This window comes from Marivita sp. S2033, from assembly GCF_046592965.1.
In the GTDB taxonomy this organism is placed as follows: Bacteria; Pseudomonadota; Alphaproteobacteria; order Rhodobacterales; family Rhodobacteraceae; genus Marivita.
On the sequence record NZ_JBISBV010000003.1, the window covers coordinates 60,374 to 77,494 of the forward strand.

The 17,121-nt window shown below is 61.9% G+C and carries 20 protein-coding genes; 6 read left to right on the top strand and 14 right to left on the bottom strand.

The genetic code is table 11. The annotated features are described in order from the left end of the window. Nucleotides 1-3: 3 nt before the first annotated feature. The 3 genes from tatB to ACGKZZ_RS07045 are packed head-to-tail and all read left to right on the top strand — an operon-like array spanning nucleotide 4 to nucleotide 2,221. A complete protein-coding gene (gene tatB, locus ACGKZZ_RS07035) occupies nucleotides 4-486 on the top strand; it encodes a Sec-independent protein translocase protein TatB (protein ID WP_411222798.1) in 483 nt (160 codons plus the stop codon). Next, nucleotides 483-1,388 carry a twin-arginine translocase subunit TatC gene (gene tatC / locus ACGKZZ_RS07040; protein WP_411222799.1) on the top strand — a complete coding sequence of 302 codons (906 nt, stop codon included), beginning with the start codon at nucleotides 483-485 and terminating at the stop codon, nucleotides 1,386-1,388. The genes tatB and tatC overlap by 4 nt, the downstream gene beginning before the upstream one ends. After that, complete coding sequence (locus tag ACGKZZ_RS07045; protein ID WP_411222800.1) at nucleotides 1,385-2,221, top strand: ATP-binding protein; 837 nt, start codon at nucleotides 1,385-1,387, stop codon at nucleotides 2,219-2,221. The genes tatC and ACGKZZ_RS07045 overlap by 4 nt, the downstream gene beginning before the upstream one ends. Before the next feature lie 75 nt (nucleotides 2,222-2,296). Here ACGKZZ_RS07045 and ACGKZZ_RS07050 read toward each other — a convergent pair whose 3' ends face one another. From ACGKZZ_RS07050 to ACGKZZ_RS07065, 4 genes are read right to left on the bottom strand one after another with little or no spacing between them, the layout of a single operon-like run. Further along, on the bottom strand, nucleotides 2,297-3,376 hold the full coding sequence (locus ACGKZZ_RS07050) for a methyltetrahydrofolate cobalamin methyltransferase (protein ID WP_411222801.1): 1,080 nt from the start codon (nucleotides 3,374-3,376) through the stop codon (nucleotides 2,297-2,299). Continuing rightward, nucleotides 3,373-4,032 (bottom strand): HAD family hydrolase, encoded by a 660-nt coding sequence (locus tag ACGKZZ_RS07055; protein WP_411222802.1) that lies wholly within the window; start codon nucleotides 4,030-4,032, stop codon nucleotides 3,373-3,375. The genes ACGKZZ_RS07050 and ACGKZZ_RS07055 overlap by 4 nt, the downstream gene beginning before the upstream one ends. A 5-nt stretch (nucleotides 4,033-4,037) precedes the next feature. Then, nucleotides 4,038-4,964, bottom strand: a complete 927-nt coding sequence (locus tag ACGKZZ_RS07060) for a methylenetetrahydrofolate reductase (protein ID WP_411222803.1) — start codon at nucleotides 4,962-4,964, stop codon at nucleotides 4,038-4,040. Nucleotides 4,965-4,991: 27 nt separating this feature from the next. Next, entirely contained in the window at nucleotides 4,992-5,288 is a 297-nt protein-coding gene (locus ACGKZZ_RS07065) for a virulence factor (protein WP_411222804.1), read from the bottom strand. Between the two features lie 265 nt (nucleotides 5,289-5,553). On the opposite strand from ACGKZZ_RS07065, the gene ACGKZZ_RS07070 reads away from it, so the two are divergent. Further along, entirely contained in the window at nucleotides 5,554-6,666 is a 1,113-nt protein-coding gene (locus ACGKZZ_RS07070; protein WP_411222805.1) for a Ppx/GppA phosphatase family protein, read from the top strand. On the opposite strand, the gene aroQ is transcribed toward ACGKZZ_RS07070, so the two are convergent. From aroQ to ACGKZZ_RS07105, 7 genes are all read right to left on the bottom strand, one after another. Then, complete coding sequence (aroQ, locus tag ACGKZZ_RS07075) at nucleotides 6,663-7,100, bottom strand: type II 3-dehydroquinate dehydratase (protein ID WP_411222806.1); 438 nt, start codon at nucleotides 7,098-7,100, stop codon at nucleotides 6,663-6,665. The two genes, ACGKZZ_RS07070 and aroQ, sit on opposite strands and share 4 nt — an antisense overlap. A 110-nt stretch (nucleotides 7,101-7,210) precedes the next feature. Beyond that, entirely contained in the window at nucleotides 7,211-7,438 is a 228-nt protein-coding gene (locus ACGKZZ_RS07080; RefSeq protein ID WP_411222807.1) for an NnrT protein, read from the bottom strand. After that, nucleotides 7,435-7,611: a protein NnrT gene (locus tag ACGKZZ_RS07085; RefSeq protein ID WP_411222808.1), complete on the bottom strand. Its 177-nt coding sequence runs from the start codon at nucleotides 7,609-7,611 to the stop codon at nucleotides 7,435-7,437. The genes ACGKZZ_RS07080 and ACGKZZ_RS07085 overlap by 4 nt, the downstream gene beginning before the upstream one ends. A gap of 2 nt (nucleotides 7,612-7,613) precedes the next feature. Further along, on the bottom strand, nucleotides 7,614-9,515 hold the full coding sequence (locus tag ACGKZZ_RS07090) for a nitric oxide reductase activation protein NorD (RefSeq protein ID WP_411222809.1): 1,902 nt from the start codon (nucleotides 9,513-9,515) through the stop codon (nucleotides 7,614-7,616). Between the two features lie 6 nt (nucleotides 9,516-9,521). Beyond that, complete coding sequence (locus ACGKZZ_RS07095) at nucleotides 9,522-10,319, bottom strand: CbbQ/NirQ/NorQ/GpvN family protein (protein ID WP_411222810.1); 798 nt, start codon at nucleotides 10,317-10,319, stop codon at nucleotides 9,522-9,524. Nucleotides 10,320-10,321: 2 nt separating this feature from the next. Beyond that, entirely contained in the window at nucleotides 10,322-11,692 is a 1,371-nt protein-coding gene (locus ACGKZZ_RS07100; RefSeq protein WP_411222811.1) for a cbb3-type cytochrome c oxidase subunit I, read from the bottom strand. Nucleotides 11,693-11,704: 12 nt separating this feature from the next. Further along, the gene (locus ACGKZZ_RS07105; protein ID WP_411222812.1) at nucleotides 11,705-12,157 is read right to left on the bottom strand and encodes a c-type cytochrome; all 453 of its coding nucleotides are present in this window, start codon (nucleotides 12,155-12,157) and stop codon (nucleotides 11,705-11,707) included. Between the two features lie 94 nt (nucleotides 12,158-12,251). Between ACGKZZ_RS07105 and ACGKZZ_RS07110 the strand changes: the two genes are divergently transcribed. Further along, nucleotides 12,252-12,530, top strand: a complete 279-nt coding sequence (locus ACGKZZ_RS07110) for a DUF1858 domain-containing protein (RefSeq protein WP_411222813.1) — start codon at nucleotides 12,252-12,254, stop codon at nucleotides 12,528-12,530. Here the strand turns inward: ACGKZZ_RS07110 and ACGKZZ_RS07115 are convergent. Further along, on the bottom strand, nucleotides 12,499-13,200 hold the full coding sequence (locus ACGKZZ_RS07115) for a Crp/Fnr family transcriptional regulator (RefSeq protein ID WP_411222814.1): 702 nt from the start codon (nucleotides 13,198-13,200) through the stop codon (nucleotides 12,499-12,501). The genes ACGKZZ_RS07110 and ACGKZZ_RS07115 overlap by 32 nt on opposite strands. Before the next feature lie 232 nt (nucleotides 13,201-13,432). Between ACGKZZ_RS07115 and ACGKZZ_RS07120 the strand changes: the two genes are divergently transcribed. Beyond that, a complete protein-coding gene (locus tag ACGKZZ_RS07120; RefSeq protein ID WP_411222815.1) occupies nucleotides 13,433-14,356 on the top strand; it encodes an FAD:protein FMN transferase in 924 nt (307 codons plus the stop codon). 8 nt (nucleotides 14,357-14,364) lie between these two features. Here the strand turns inward: ACGKZZ_RS07120 and ACGKZZ_RS07125 are convergent, their stop codons facing one another. Continuing rightward, nucleotides 14,365-15,927 (bottom strand): cytochrome D1 domain-containing protein, encoded by a 1,563-nt coding sequence (locus tag ACGKZZ_RS07125; RefSeq protein ID WP_411222816.1) that lies wholly within the window; start codon nucleotides 15,925-15,927, stop codon nucleotides 14,365-14,367. Further along, complete coding sequence (gene nirJ / locus ACGKZZ_RS07130; protein WP_411222817.1) at nucleotides 15,902-17,119, bottom strand: heme d1 biosynthesis radical SAM protein NirJ; 1,218 nt, start codon at nucleotides 17,117-17,119, stop codon at nucleotides 15,902-15,904. Before nirJ ends, ACGKZZ_RS07125 begins: the two co-directional genes overlap by 26 nt. Nucleotides 17,120-17,121 lie beyond the last annotated feature (2 nt).

The following is a 17,121-nucleotide window of genomic DNA, read 5'->3' on the forward strand; positions in this document are numbered from 1 at the left end:
CCAATGTTCGATCTGGGCTGGACCGAGCTTCTGGTGATCGGCATTGTCGCGCTGATCGTCGTGGGACCCAAAGACCTGCCGGTGCTGTTTCGCAGCCTTGGCCGGTTCATGGGCAAGGCCCGCGGCATGGCGCGCGAATTTACCAACGCGATGAATGACGCGGCGGATGACGCAGGTGTGTCCGATATAACCAAGACATTCAAATCCGCGACCAACCCGGTGTCATCGGCGATGGACAGCGTGAAAGAGGCGGCAAAATCCATGACCGATCTCGACCCCACCAGCCACACCGGCAAACTGTCCGCCGAACGCGAGGAAGCCCGCAAGAAGATCGAACTGTCGGCTGCCAAGGCCGCCGCCGAACGCAAGGCCCGCGAAGCGACCGAAGCCGCCACCAAGGTGGGTGAGCTGGAAGCCGCGCTGGAAGCGGAACCGCCTGCCAAGACGCCTGCCAAATCGCCTGCCGCGACGAAAGACAAGACATGAGCGCGCCCGACGAGATCGAGGACAGCTCTGCGCCGCTGATCGAGCATCTGGCCGAACTGCGCAACCGGCTGATTCATTCGGTGGTGGCGTTCATCATCGGCATGATCCTGTGTTTCACCGTGGCCACGCCGCTGTTCAATTTCCTCACTAACCCCCTGTGCGAGGTGCTGGCCGAACGCGGGCAGGATTGCGACCTGATCTTCATCAGTCCGCAAGAGGGCTTTTTCGTCGCCATCAAGATCTCGCTTTTGGGCGGGTTCATGTTGGCCTTTCCCTATATCGGCTTGCAGATGTGGCGCTTTGTGGCGCCGGGTCTGTACAAGACCGAAAAAGGCGCGTTCCTGCCGTTTCTGATCGCCTCGCCCTTCATGTTCATCCTCGGCGCGTCCTTCGCGTTCTACGTCGTCACGCCGCTGGCCTATGATTTTTTCCTCGGCTTCCAGCAATTCGGTGCCGAAGGCCAGGCTGTTGTGGACGAAGATGTCACGCAGGGCCTGTCGGTGGTCTTTCAGGGCTCGGCGCAGGAATATCTGAACCTGACGGTCAAGTTCATCGTGGCGTTCGGGCTGTGCTTTCAACTGCCCGTTCTTCTCACGCTGATGGGCAAGGCAGGGCTGGTCAGCGCCGAAGGTCTGGCAAGGGTGCGCAAATACGCGGTCGTGGCGATCTTGCTGCTGGCCGCACTGGTTACACCGCCCGACGTCATCACGCAGGTGATCCTGTTCGTCGTGGTGTACGGCCTCTACGAAGTGTCGATCCTGCTCGTCCGCCGCGTCGATCGCAAGCGCGAGGCAGACCTGCGTGCGCAGGGGCTTTGGATGGACGATGACGATGTCGACGATGATCCGCTGATGAAGGAGTTCGACATCGAGGAAAACGAGGACGAGGATCCCCTGAAGTGAGCGAGCCGATAGAGCGGATCGCAGCGGCGCTGGAGCGTTTGGCACCGGCGCCCTATGCCGCCCCCGATTTCGATGCGGCAGACGCCTTCGTGTGGCATGTCGATCCCGACCACTTGCAGCCGGTGCGCGATGTTTCTCGGGTCGCGGTGGATCTGCTGGTCGGCGTGGATCGCAGCCGCGACACGCTTCTGGCCAACACCCGCCAGTTCGCCAAGGGTCTGCCCGCCAACAATGCGCTTCTCTGGGGCGCGCGCGGGATGGGGAAATCCAGTCTCGTCAAGGCGATCCACGCCGCCATCCTGGCCGAGGGCGCGACGGTGAAACTGGTCGAACTGCAACGCGAGGATCTGCCAAGCGTGGCGCGATTGCTCAACCTGCTGCGCGCCTCGTCGCATCGCTTCCTGCTGTTTTGCGACGATCTGAGCTTCAGCCATGACGATCAGCATTACAAATCGCTCAAGGCGGTGCTGGACGGTGGTGTCGAAGGGCGGCCGGAGAACGTGGTGTTCTACGCCACCTCGAACCGCCGCCACCTGATGCCGCGTGATATGATCGAAAACGAACGCGGTTCCGCCATCAACCCCTCCGAGGCGGTTGAAGAGAAGGTGTCGCTGTCAGACCGGTTCGGCCTGTGGCTGGGTTTTCACCCCTGCGATCAGGATGCCTATCTGCAAATGATCCGCGGCTATTGCGATGCGTATGGCGTCGAGATCGACGACGCCACCCTGCGCGCCGAAGCGATCGAGTGGCAAGCCACGCGCGGTGCGCGCTCTGGCCGGGTGGCGTGGCAGTATTTCACCGATCTTGCGGGCCGTAAGGGCAAGTCCATCTAGACGCCGTCGGCTCGCTGCGCGAGCCGACCTGTCGGGAGCACGCCCCGTTTTTGTGCTATACAAGACAAGACGACGTCAGGCGCGGCGACGTCGTCCGCCGGTTCGGCCCGCGCGGCCACGGCCTTCATGGCCGGCCTTGGGGGCCTGCTTGTTGAACTCGATCCAGGCGCTGCCACCGGCATCGTTGTTTGTCAGGAAATTGGCGGCACGGATTGCTTCCATTTCCTTGCCGGGGCGCGGTTTGGTTGATCCAAGGCCGAACAACACGCAAAACGTCTCGTCGTCCATATCGGGCAGCACGATTCCGGCCGCTTCGACTTCGGCTTTCTTCTCGGCAATCTTTGTGGGACCGACGGCGATTTGCACCGGGTTCATGATGGCTGACGTCATGCCGGCGGTGATCGCCATCGGCAGGAACGCGTTGTTGATGCCGTGCCGATTGGGCAGGCCAAAGCTGATGTTCGATGCGCCGCATGTGGTGTTGACGCCCAGTTCGTCGCGCAACCGGCGCACGAGGGTAAAGACCTGCAATCCGGCGGTGCCCATCGCGCCGATCGGCATGACCAGCGGATCGACCACGATGTCATGCGCCGGGATGCCGAAATCGGCAGCCCGCTCGACGATCTTTTTCGCCACGGCAAAGCGCACGTCCGGGTCTTCGGAGATACCCGTGTCGTCATTGCTGATCGCGACGACCGGCACGTTGTATTTCTTGACCAGCGGCAACACCAGTTCCAGCCGTTCTTCCTCGCCGGTGACCGAGTTCAGAAGCGGGCGGCCTTCGGCGGCGGCAAGGCCGTTTTCCAATGCGCCGGGAACCGAGCTGTCGATGCAGAGCGGGCAATCGGTGACCGCTTGAACATGCTCGACCAATTGCTTCATCAGTGCGGGTTCGACAAAGTTGTTGTCGGCATAGCGCGGGTCTTCGGCCATCTTGTTGGAGAACACCGCACCCGAGTTGATGTCGAGCACGTTGGCACCGGCGGCGACCTGTGCCAGCGCATCCGCTTCGACGCGGGAAAAATCGCCGCGCTCGAGTTCCTCGTTCAGGATCTTGCGCCCTGTCGGGTTGATCCGCTCTCCGATCACGCAAAAGGGTTGGTCGAACCCGATGATGGCGGTTTTGGTTTTTGATTCAATGATCGTGCGGGTCATGCAACGACTCCTTTGAGGCGCGCCAGCAGATCTGGCAACGCGATATCTGTAAAATCCTGAATGCTGTCCTGCGCACCGTGCGCGCGCAGATCCTGATCGCTCAGCCCGGAGCGGACACCGATGGTGTAGGCTCCGGAAGCGGCGGCGGCCTGAACGCCGGTTGTGCTGTCCTCGAATGCAATGCATTGGGCCGCCGGCATATCAAGCGCCTTCATCGCTTGCAGATAGGGTTCGGGATGGGGTTTGCCACGGGCACATTCCTCACCGATGACCATCGTCTCGATGGCCCCGCGTGCGCCGATGGCCGACAGCATGGCTTCGGCATTGAGGCGCATGGCATTGGTCACCACCGCCACACGCCAGCCGTCGTTCTGCGCGGCATGAAGAAGGTCGAGCACACCCGGCATCGCCGGGTAGGGGGTTGGCAAGCGGTCCCGGAATTGCGCCTCTTTCCATTCGCTCAACCCTTGCGGGTCTCCTTCGTCCGGCAGGTATTTGGCGAACACATCGACATTGAGACGGCCGTGCACGTTCTCCATGTAAAACCCGTCTTCCATCACCAAGCCGCGGTCGGCCCAGAGTTCCCGGTAGACCTGTTCGTGGATGTCGTCGGAGTTCAGCATGGTGCCGTCGAGATCGAAAAGCAGTGCAGGCATATGCGTCAGTGTCCCGTGGCCGGAGCGGTCGCCGCGCCGCCGTGCTCGATCGCCCAATTGGCGTTCGAGCTGATTCCGCCCAGCGGGAAGAAATGGACCTGTTCGATATTGAAATCGGGATTGGCGGCCTTGTGTGCGGCCAGCTTTGTCACGATGTCGGTCGGCTCATAGGGCAACAGCAGTTTGGACACATCCATCGCGCGCTTTTGCAGCACCCGCAGCGACGGGCCGACACCGCAGGCGATGGCGAACTTGATCAGGGTTTGCAACTTGGCCGGACCGGCGATGCCGATGTGAATGGGCAGGGTGATCCCGGCCTCCGCCAGATCGTTGGCCCATTGGATGATCGGCTCCGCTTCGAAGGCAAACTGCGTGGCCAGTGCCATCTTCGCGTCGGTGCGCTCGGAGAACGCCTGCTTCCAGCGCAGCGCATCCTCGACATTGCGCGCGCCGCCATCGGGGTCGATGTCGCGGTTGCCTTCCGGGTGGCCTGCAACATGCAGGCGGGTGAACCCTGCCTTGTCGAACAGACCGGTCTCCATCAGTTGCATCGAACTGTGAAACTCGCCATGCGGTTCCGCCACGCCACCGGCCAGCAGCAACGCCTGATCCACACCGGCCTCGCCCTGATAGCGGGCAATCCAGTCGGCGAGGGTGGCCTGGTCCTTGATGATCCGGGCCGGGAAATGCGGCATCACCGGAAAGCCGTCCTCGGCCAGACGGCGCGCGGTGGCGACCATGTCTTGGATCGGCGTGCCGTCGATATGGGCGATATAGACGCGGGTGCCGGGGGCGAGAAGGGCGCGGAAATCGGCGATCTTTTCGGCGGTGCGCGGCATCACCTCGATCGAGTAACCGGCAAGAAACGCTTCCATTTCGGGAGTGCCGGATGGACGCTCGATCTCGCGCTTGCGGAAATTCAAAAGTGCCATGATGGCCTCCCTCAGGGTCATGGGGCCTTAGGCCCAACCTTCGTTGTCGATCAGCGCGATCAGCCGCGCCTTGTCGTATTCCGCCTCGATGCGCGCCACTTCGGCGGCGCAGACCTCTTGCGGGTCGCCCTCGACCGCGTAGGGCTTGGCCTTGCGCCATTCGGCCAGATAGCTGTCGGTGTCTGCCGCACCGATCTTCATCGCGGCGCGGTCAATAGCCTGTTCAAACCGTTCGGCCAATTGTGCCTTGGCCCCCCGGCGGCCCTTGCCGACGATCACCTGCGCGGGAATATCGCGCCAGTAGACAAGTGTTACGTCCGCCATCGGGTGAATCCTTCGTGTTCTGAATGCCTTCGTAAGCGAGAGCGCCATGCGCAAAGGGTCGGTTTTCGACTTAACCGCTTCTGTCCGCGACGCTGATCGCACAATAGAACAGGGCTGTGGCAAATACGATGCTGCCGGAGGCCCAAAATCCTAAGGCTTTGCATGAGCGCGCTTCATAACGCAGCCGTGTGCGTGACGAATCTTGCGATAGTTCCTCAGCGCGCATAGAGTCGGGGTAACTTACATATTCGGAAGGCGCGTAGTTATGGCGCCAAAGCGTCCCAAAGGTGCGGGCGCATTCCCGAAACCGGTAGAGAGCCCCGCGCCGTCCAGGCCCGATCCATCCGAGCTTTATGCCGCGCTGGATTTGGGCACGAACAGTTGTCGCATGTTGATTGCCCAACCCAAGGGCAACCAATTCCATGTTGTCGATAGCTTTTCGAAATCCGTACAGTTGGGGGCCGGGCTTGAAAAGTCGGGCCGGCTCAGCCGCACGTCCATGAACCGCACGATTTCGGCCTTGCGCGTGTGCCAGCAAAAGCTGCGCCGTCACGATGTGAGCCAGATGCGTCTTGTCGCGACCGAGGCCTGCCGCCGGGCGCTGAATTCGCGTGAGTTCATCCATCAGGTCAAGCGCGAGACCGGTCTCAACCTGGAGATTATCCAGCCCGAGGAGGAAGCGCGGCTTGCGGTGATTTCCTGCGCGCCGCTGGTCAGCACCAAGACCGAGCAATTGCTGGTGGTCGACATCGGCGGCGGGTCGACCGAACTCGTCTGGATCGACCTCAGCGCGGTTCCGGCTTTCGAGCGTCCGCGCGCGATCATGCGGCTGCACGCGGGATTTCATACCAAGGACAGCCTGTTTCCCGCCGCCCGTGTGGTCGACTGGATCAGCGTGCCGTGGGGCGTTGCCACCCTGCGCGACCAGTTCTCCGATGTGGAGAGCGACAGCGCGCGATACGCGCTGATGAGCTGGTTCTTTGAGGAAAACCTGACAGAATTTGCGCCCTACAAGGACGAGCAGGCCCGCGAGGGGTTCCAGATCGTCGGCACCTCGGGCACCGTCACCACTGTTGCGGCCAGCCATCTCGGGCTCAAGCGGTATGATCGCAACAAGGTGGACGGGTTGCGCATGACCTCGGACCAGATCGAAAAGGTGATTTCCAACTACCTGCACCTTGGCCCCGAGGGGCGTTTGCGTGACCCGCGGATCGGATCGGACCGTCAGGCGCTGATCATGTCGGGGGCCGCGATCCTTCAGGCGCTGTTGCGCTGTTGGCCGACCGATCGCCTGTCAGTGGCCGATCGCGGGCTGCGCGAAGGATTGCTGTATGCACAGATGTCGGCAGCCGGCGTGCTGGAAGACGGCACCTACTAGCCAAGCAGGCTGATGATGCGTCGCAGGGCAAGTTCATAGCCCTCGACGCCGAACCCCGCCAGAACGCCGTCGGCGCGGGCCGAGACGTAGGAGTGGTGCCGGAACGACTCGCGCTTATGGACATTGGAAATGTGCACTTCGAACACCAGACCATCATAGGCGTTGAGCGCATCGAGAATGGCAACGGACGTGTGGGTGAAGGCACCGGGGTTGATGATGATCGCCGCCGCCTCGTCGCGGGCGCGGTGGATCATGTCGATCAGGTCGCCTTCGTGGTTGGATTGCATTGCCTTCAGATCAAGCCCACCCGTACGGGCAAGACGGTCGCACCGTACGGTTACGTCCTCCAGCGTGTCGGACCCGTACACCTCCGGCTCTCGCTGTCCGAGCAGGTTGAGATTGGGACCGTTGATGAGGAATACAGTCTGGGACATGCCGCCGCTCCGCCAAGTGATGTGTCAGCAGTGCCAGCTTGCCACCACGCGCGCAAGACGGGCGCGAGCGTGGCACGCCGGCCCGTGTCAGCGGGGTGACAGGCGATGTGTCAGCTGTCGGCCCGGTCCATCAGGGTGCGGATGTGGCGCGCGAAGACCCAGGTGACGGGCACGCCCAGAACGGCACCACCCCACAGCGCCCAGTGGAGCGGCAGGACCGGCGCGCCGAGCCATGTGGCAATAAGGTTGGCAAAGAACAGGTTCACCGCCACCGCCCCGACGCCGAACGGGTAGAGAACCAGAGCAATGCGGCCCACGCCCCAACCCGACGGTTTCATCTGCGCTTCACCAGCACGTGCACCGCGACGAGCGAGGCGACGAGTGCAAGAGACGCGCCAAGGAACAGCCATTCGGCGGTGGCCGATTGCGCTTGGGGAATGGGGCGCTCGAAAGTTTCGGCAAAGGCCAGCGCGGGGAACACCGTGAATACGGCGCAGAGTAGTCTCAGCATGGTCAGCTCTCCTGAGTCAGGGTGCGATAGATGTCCGGCAACACGCGGGTGAGCCGGGAAGGACGGGGCAGCAGGTGAAAGCCGCCGCGTCCGAAGATGCGGGCAAACCAGTCCTGACCGTCTTCGTCAACCACGATCCCGTGGACGGTCTGGCCGAGACGCCGCGCTTCCGCGACGGCCATGTGGCTGTCCTCGATGCCGTGCTGGCCTTCGTAGTGGTCCAGATCGTTGGGTTTGCCGTCGGTCAGCACGATCAGCAATTTGCGCGCCGCCGTTTCCTCGGCCAGTTGCGCGCTGACATGGCGGATCGCGGCACCAAGGCGGGTGTAATGTCCGGGCTTGAGGGCGCAGATATTGTCGATCACCGCACCGCTCATTTTCTGGTCAAACGACTTGCAGCGGGACACGAAGATCCGGTCGCGCTTGAGCGACGAAAATCCCCAGATCCCCAAGCGGTCCCCCGCCGCGTCGATGCCACCGGCCAGAGCGGCCAAAGCGTCGCGTGCCACGTCGATGACACAGGTGTCGCCCACGGCCGATTCCGTTGAACGGGACGTGTCGATGAGAAAGGCCACCGTCAGATCACGCTGGGTCTGACGCGAGGCCATGAACACCCGGTCATCGCAGCGCCCCGTCGCCTTGAGTTCGACCTGCGACGCTATCAGCGCATCCAGATCAAGCTCGGAGCCGTCGATCTGGCGCGTTTGCATGATCCGGCGCGGGCGCAGCGCCTCAAACTGGCGGCGCACTTCGGCCATGCGCTTTTCGTTGGGCACGAAGCTGTTGTCGGGATCGGGTTCGACCTCGGCCTCAAGCACACGGCAGTGATCGGGCATGTAGTCGCGCGAGCGGTGGTTCCACTCGGGATAGGTGTATTGCGCCGACAGACGTTCGTGATCGGCGTCTGCCGGCGACAGATCAAGGTGCAACCGCAACCGCGTCGCCGCGCGGCGGTTGTTCTTGGACAGGGTGATGTTGTCGTGATCCTCCGCCGCTTTCTGGGCGTTTTCGTCGTCATCATCATGGATCGAGCGGTTGAGGTTCATCGATTCGACCCAGGACAGGATCGATTCAAACCGGTGCAGGATGAAGCTGTCCTTGCGATTCGCCTGATCGCGATCCTTGCGGAACCCGAGCTTGCGGGTGGTTGTCGCGGCAGCGGCGGGCAGGGGCGCGGGGTCTTGGTCGGATTCCTCTGCGGCGGCGTCGCCGCGACCGGCGGGCGCGAATTCGAGCCAGATAGGAACCGGTGCGAAGGTCATGTATTTCTTGGTGGTTGCGGCATCGGATTCATCGGTCAGCGTGTCGCCACCCAGACCCCGGCGCAACGCCTGTTCGATCTCGGCTTCGGCTTTCGGCAACCGCACCTTGGGGCGGGTCGACAGAATGTGGACGGCCATTGCGGCATAATCCTCGCGCAGTCCGGGGCAGTTGGCAAAGACCGTCTGTCCAGCCGCGATATTGGCGCGGATCATTGCGAGATCGCGCGCCGGGCCGTTTTTGGCCTCGGTGTCCAGTTCGTCGGGATCCCCGAGTGCCGCAAGCGCGGTGAGCCAGAAATAGGCGCTGCGGTTCAGGGCGGCATCGGGAAAGACGTCGATCACCGGCGGCAGGCGCAGGCGTTCGCCGTCAAACGCCGGCAGATAGAATTTATCGCGTTCCGTCGCCAGCTTGCGGGTGTGCGAGCGGCGATGGCGGGTGACGATTTCGGGGGCCTCGCAAAACTCGACCCCCGGAGCGCCGCCAAGAGCGCGGAACATCATCGTCAGGCTAAGGCGCAGCGACGCCAGCGTCACCGCGGCGTCCGGATAGGACGCCTCGGCGCCGATCCCCACGGCGTAATCGTGCCAGATATTGCCGACGGTTTCTTCCGGCTCCATCAAGTCAAGAGGATGCAGCGCCATAGCTTTTTACCCGTATACAGTCGTGACCAGATCGCGCAACGCGGTCTGGATGTCTTTGTCATCGCTCAGCGGTTCGATCACCGCAGCCTCAAGCGCCTTTTCGACGCCCATGCCACCGGCCATCAAGGTGGCCGCGTAGATCAGCAACCGGGTCGAGACGCCTTCTTCTAGGTCCATGCCCGACAGGTTGCGGATATGCCCACCCAAACGAACCAAAGGTGCCACACGGCCTTTTTCAAGGCCGCTTTCCTCGGCGACCACCTGAATCTCGGTCTCGGGATCGGGAAAGTCGAACGTGATCGCAAGGAACCGCTGGCGGGTCGAGGGCTTCATGCGTTTCAGCACGTTCTGGTAGCCGGGGTTGTAGCTGGCGATCAGCATGAAACCGGGAGGGGCGACAAGCTCTTCGCCGGTCCGGTCGATCATCAGCGTGCGGCGGTTGTCGGTGAGCGGGTGCAGAACGACAGTCACGTCCTTGCGCGCCTCGACAACCTCGTCAAGATAACAGATCGCACCTTCACGCACCGCGCGGGTGAGCGGGCCGTCGACCCACTCGGTCTCGCCGCCGCGCAGCAGGTAGCGGCCGATCAGGTCGGCCGCCGACAGGTCGTCATGACAGGCAACGGTGTAGAGCTTGCGCCCCGATTGTGCCGCCATGTGTTCGACAAAGCGGGTTTTGCCGCAGCCGGTCGGCCCCTTCAAAAGAAGGGGCAAACCGTTTTTGTGAGCCGCATCGAAGAGCGCACATTCATTGCCGGACGCGGCATAGAACGGCGCGATGGGCGGTTTCGTATGGGCGTTCATCTTCATTCCCCCGGAATAGGCTCGGATGTGCCCTGTGCAGGGTTGGCGATGCCCGGTTGGACGATCTCGCGCTTGCGGACGACGAAGATCGAATAGATGAACAGAATCGCACCGATCACGACCGCCAGACCCGAGCCGAAGCGCATGATGTAGAACAGGATAAGCTCATCCTGCACACTCATGAAATACTCTCCCAGCACACGCTGCATGTGCGTCTGGATCACGCCTGCAAAGGTCAGCGTGAAGGTCATGAACGCCATGCCGCTGGTCATCAGCCAGAACGATCCCATGTTGAGCACCTGGTTATAGGGCTCGCGGTTGCGCAGGATCGGCATTGCGTAGGTGATGATCGCAAGGTTCATCGCGACATAGGCACCGTAGAACGACAGGTGGCCGTGAGCCGCGGTGATCTGCGTGCCGTGGCTGTAGAAGTTCACGCCGTGCAGCGTGTGCAGGAAGCCCCAGACGCCCGCGCCGAAGAAGGCGACGGTGGCAGACCCAAGCGACCACAGGAGGGCGGCCTTGTTCGGGTGATTGCGGCGGCCCTTCCAGACCATGATGAAGGCGAACGACATCATCAGGAAGAACGGGATCACCTCGAAGGTCGAGAAGATCGAGCCGACCCACTGCCAGTAACCCGGCAGACCGATCCAGTAGAAATGGTGCCCGGTGCCGAGGATGCCCGAAAAGAGCGCCGTGGCCACGATGACGTAAAGCCATTTCTCGATCACCTCGCGGTCAACGCCGGTCAGTTTGAGCAGCAGGAAGGCGAGGATCGCCGCCATGACCAGTTCCCACGTCGCCTCGACCCAGAGGTGAACGACGAACCACCAGTACATCTTGTCGAGCGACAGGTTGTCGGGGTTGATGAACGCAAACACCCAGAGCAGCGAGAGCAGCCACAGACCCATCAGCAACACGCCGGTGATGGCCGTCTTGCGCCCGGCAAGAACCGTCATGGAGATGTTGTAGAGGAAGATCAGTGCGGCCACGAGGATGCCGACCTTGACCCAAAGGGGCTGTTCGAGGAACTCACGTCCGCCATGCACCTTGAAGCCATAGCTGATCACCGCACCAAGCGTGCCGATCATCAGTATCGCCAGTTGCAGATAGGCCAGTTTGGTCGAGTGAATCTCACGCTCTGATTCCTCGGGGACGAGGAAATACGCGGCACCGAAGAAGCCGAGCAGCAGCCACACGATCAGCGCGTTGGTGTGCACCATGCGGACGATGTGGAACGGGAAGATTTCCGCGATGAAGTTGGGCTGGACATAGATCCAGCCGACGGTCAGGCCACCCAGGACCTGCACGGCGAACAATGCCATCGCACAGGCGAAATAGGCATAGGCCACTTGTTGTGATTTATATTTCATATCTTTGCCTCCTTAGCCTGCGTCGTTGGGCGGCCAGCCCTGCGTATCGGTCTGATCGGCCCAGCGAAGGAATTCCGCCAACCCGCGCTTGTCCTCTTCGGACAGCTCGAAATAGGGCATCTGGCGACGTCCCTCGATGCGGCTTGGCTGGGCTTCGATCCAGGCATCCATCATCTCGTATGCCCCCTCGGGATCGTCGGCCACACCCCAACGGGTCATCACGTTGCCAAGTTCGGGTGCGAAATACGCCCCTTCACCGTGCAAGGTGTGACAGTTGATGCAGCTGTTGCGTTCCCACACGTGTTTGCCATGCGTGACCTCTTCGGACAGCGGCATTCCGGCGGTTGACGTATTTACCACGTATCGGTGGCTTTGCACGGTTAGCGCGATAAAGACGACGACGAAAAAGATCGATCCGCCGTAAAAGATATTTCGCGCCCGCGACTTGGTCAGGAATTCGGCCATTCACGGGCCCCCCTCATCTGGTTGCAGTCAGCCCGCTTTCTATCTGCGGCCGCCCGAACAAAGTTTGCGCAAACGCAACGTTCGGGGCAAATGAATGTGGAAATATCGCATTCCTGATCGGGAGCGTCGGAACGCGGTGGTTCAAGAAACAAGGACATGGGACGAAGCCGATCTGTCGGTGTTCGACATCATGGGACAATGGCCGGAAACGGCGCGGGTGTTCCTGCGGCACAAGATGTTATGCGTCGGGTGCCGGGTGGCCCCGTTTCACACGATTTCAGACGTTTGTGCGGCGTATCATCTGGATGAAGCGGCCTTTCGCGGCGAATTGGCCGGAGCGGTCAGCGAAACGCGCCGTTCTCCGCCAGTATGACAAGCTCATGCGGGCGCGACACGATGATATGCTTGCGCCGGCTTTCGACGATTCCCTTTTTCTCCCACGCGCTCATCAACCGGCTGACCGTGTGCAGCGTGGAGCCGGTCATCTCCGAGAGATCCTGACGGGTGATCGGAAAATCGACCTCGATTCCGTGCTCGGTCTTGCGGCCCATCTGGCTGATGAGTCGCAACAGCGCGTTTGCCACACGTTGCTCGACCTGTTGCGTCGCCAACTCGACGATCCGGTCATGCATCTCCTGCACGCGCCGCCCCATTGTCGTGGTGTTGGCCAGCGAAAACCCGCTGTAGCGCGTGTTGAATTCGGGCCAGAGGCGCATCGGCCAGGACAGGGTGATGGTGTCGGACGCTGCAATCGCGCTCGCGGGGTAGTGAGTGTGGCCGAGGGCGACCGCAATGCCGAACAACTCGCCGGCAGGGATGTGCAGGACGGTGACATGCTCGCCCTGCGGCGTGACGCGCACGACGCGGATATAACCGTCCAGCAGAACGTGAAAACGTTCGGCCGGATCGCCCTCGTGGAATATCGTGCTGCCGTTGGGAAAGCGCTGCGACGTCGATTGGTCCAGCACTTCTCGGATCTCGGCTCTGGTCATCCCGGCGAAGGGTGCGAGATGGGTCAGCAGGCTTTCATCGAGTTTTCGCATGGTTAATCCAATTCAAGATCATGCGTCTGATACCTAACGCGGAGGGGAAAGCCGACCCCTCATTTTGCATAACGACTGGCACAGAATCAAAGACCCGGCGCAGCGGCCCGGAGCGACGGAGCTTGACATTCATCAAGGTCCGCCGATGCCTGTGCGGGTAGGGTGGAACGTGATAGAGATCGAGGCCGAAGATTTCTGGCAGACGTGCATTCCAAAACCGGACAGGAGCGCCATGAGACATTCGACAACCCGCCGCCGGTTCCTGACCATTCTGGCCAGCTCGGCCGCCTGCGCCGCGCTTCCGGCGCAGGCGCGCGAACAGCACAGCTGGACCGGTCGGGCGATGGGTGCCGAGGCGCGATTGACGATCTCTGGGGCGATGTCGGCGCGTGATGCACGAGCGGTGTTCCGCGCCGTCGAGCATGAATTGGCGCGGCTGGAACGGGTGTTCAGCCTCTACCGCTCGGAGTCGCAGATCGTTCAACTGAACGACACCGGAGTTCTGAAGTTTCCGGCACCCGAGTTGTTGGACGTCTTGAGCCTGTGCGGTGTTCTGAACGACGCAAGCGGCGGCGCTTTTGATCCCACGGTGCAGCCGCTTTGGCTGGGCCATGCAAAGGCGACGACGCAGAACCGCGCCTTGAGTGCCAGCGAAGAGGCCGCGTTGCGCGATGCAATCGGGTGGAAATCGCTGCGTTTCGATGCCAGCGAAGTGCGGTTTGAGCGATCAGGCGGCGCGCTGACGCTAAATGGTGTCGCGCAAGGCTATGTGAGCGACCGCATCGCCGCATTGTTGCGCGCACGCGGGTTGAGCGACGTTCTTGTCGACATGGGAGAGATTTCCGCAGGCGGGCAAACCGGATGGCCTGTCGGTATCGCGACGCCGCAGGGCGCTATCGTGGAGCGGATCACCTTGAGCGATCGCGGGCTTGCGACCTCGGCTCCGATGGGAACCTTGCTTGCGCCCGAGCGGGGGCTTGGCCACATCCTCGATCCTCGCAAGACAGGCGATGCGCTGCACAGCCTTGTGTCGGTCTCTGCACCTTCGGCGGCATTGGCGGACGGATTGTCGACCGCGTTTTGCCTGATGCCGAAACCGGCCATCACGACCGCTCTGGCCCGGTTTCCCGATGCCAGAGTGGAAGCGCTGACCTGAACACGGGCCTAGTGGCTGGTGCCTTCCGAGAACGTGATCTTGTTGAAAACGTTATACTTTCCGGACGGCTTGCGCATTGGCAGGCGTTGGAGTTCTTCGAGCGTTTTGGCGTCGTAAACAATCACTGCGCCGTCATCTTCCCAGACCGACACAAGCGCATGATTTCCATCGCGGGTAAATTCGACATGCGCGACTGTCGCGCCCGGTTCGGGGCGCATCGTCTTGACGATCTCAAGGCTTTCCTTGTCGATGATGTGCATCACGTCCTTGTTGGGGCCGAAAAACACGTCTGCCCAGATGTAGGGCGATTTTTCGTGGCTGCGCAAAAAGAAGCCCGGCCCCTTGGTGTCGATGGTTTTCAGCACGCTCCAATCATCAGTGTCGATGACCGACAGCTTGCCTTCCTTGAGGTGCGGCGTCGCCATGACGCGGCGGCCATCGAGTTCCCAACTGATGCCCGACCCAAGGTGCGGCATACCGGGAAGGGGAAGTTCGGCAATCTCGCGCCCGACATTGAGGTTCACCACGACGCCACGCGCGCCATCGCGGGACGCGCCGATCAGGTGGCGATAATCATCGGTGAAAAAGAAGTCGTCCAAAGGCTCGGCAATCTCGATCCGACGGCGGGCAAACAGCCCTTCGGAGGAGGCAATCGCCTCGATCATCCCCTTTTCGCGGCTGTGCACGAAGCCTTCGTAAACCGGCTCTGCATCAGGGTCGGTCGCCACTTCCCAGATCTCGGGCGCGTCTTTTAGCGCTAGAATGAAACTGTCGCGTTGCGGTGCCTGATACACCGCCGAAACGCGGCTTTCCTCGCCGCTTTTGGAAATGATCGGCATCACCCGCTCGACGCTCAGGTCGTCCGCGGACAGCAGGGTCAGGGTCATCGGCAGGTAATTGGCGACCGCCAGATGTTTGCCATCGGCGCTGATGGCGATGTTCCGGCTGTTCAACCCGGCGCGGACGCGGCCCACCTGTTGCAGCGACCAGATGTCGTATTTCTGCACAAAGCCGTCGCGCGACATGATGTAGACATAGCGCCCATCGGGCGAAAACTTTGGCCCGCCATGTACCGCGAACGGGGTCTCGAACCGGTCCAGAACCTCGAACGTGTCGCCATCCAGAACGCTCACATGATGATCGCCGGTTTCCACCACGAGCGTGATGTTGAGCGGATCCGCGTCAAACACCGGGGCGTCGGCGGCGGTGTAGTCGTCATCGAGCACGCGGGTGGCGGCGATGTCCTCCGGACCCCATTGCGGCACCTGCGCCAAAGGTGTTTGCAGAAATTCGCCAATCGCGGCGATCTCGGTGGCGTCCAGTTGACCCGAAAAGCCGGGCATCTGGGTCGAGACACGGCCCTCGGCGATGACCGCTTCAAGGTTCGGGCCACGCATCCGGCCCAGCGTTTCCGGGATCAGGGCAGGGCCGATGCCGCCCAAGCGGTCATCGCCATGGCATTCGGCGCAATGGTCGATGTAATCCGAGGCAGCATCGGCCAGGGCGAAATTGACGTTTGCGGCAACCGCGCCGGCGGCCAGAAGACTAGGTAAAACGATGCGCCGGATCATGGCGTTTTCCTCGGAATGGAGTGACGGTCAGGCGGTCGGCATCGGCGATGCCGATCTCTTCGTTGCTGAGATAGCAGGCCGGATCTTCGGCCCAGGGGTCGCCCGTCAGTTGCAGCGCCCGGATACGGGTGTTGCCGCCACAGATGGATTGATGCGCGCAGGCCCCGCACCGGCCTTTCAGCGGGCGCGGACGGGTGCGCAGCTGCGCCAGCATCGGATCATCGCCGCTCCACAATTCGGAGAAGGGCGTGTCCTTGACGCTGCCGATGGTGTAGTCGGACCAGTAGGTATCGGGGTGCACCTTGCCCTGCGGGTCGATATTGGCGACGCCCAGCCCCGAGGAATTGCCGCCCCAGGCTTCGAGGTGGTCGATCAGGTTCTCCACCTTGTCGTCGTCGAAATGCCGCCGCGCCCAGTTGGTGAAATAGACGGCATCGGCATCGTTATTGCCGGTGACGATATCGAGCGGATAGCCTGCACCGGACGCGCCCGCCCAGGCGTGATCGATGAGCATGTCGAGCGCCTTTCGCGTATGCTCGTGCATCGCATCCTCGCCCCGGTTCTTGTCGCCGCGCCCGGCATAGACGAGGTGGGAGAGGTAGAACTTGTCGACCCCCTCGTCCTCGCAAAGCTGCAAGAGGCCGGGCAGGTGTTCGGCATTGTCCTTAGTCAGGGTGAAGCGCAGGCCGACCTTGATGCCGCGGGATTTGCATTCGCGCACCCCGCGCACGGCATCGTCGAACGCGCCTTCGACGCCGCGGAACCAGTCATTCGTGGCGCCGATCCCGTCGATGGAGATGCCGACATAGTCAAAGCCGATCTCGGCAATCTTGTCGGCGTTTTCGCCGTGGATCTTGGTGCCGTTGGTCGACAGCGCCAGCATCCGCGTATGGGGGCGCGCCGCGCGAGCGATGTCGAAGAAATCGAACCGGTCAAGCGGCTCGCCACCCGACAGGATCAGCGCGAAGACGCCGTAATTCTTCATGTCCTCGACATTGGCCATCGCCTGTTCATGTGTCAGCTCGCCGGGGAAATGCACATCGGCAGACACCGTATAGCAATGGCGGCACTTGAGGTTGCAGCGCCGGGTCAGGTTCCAGATCACCACCGGCTTGACCGGTCCTGCGCCCCGGCGCGTGCGCACCGGGGTGGGGTGAACCAATTGCTCCATATATTCTGACATGCGAAACATGG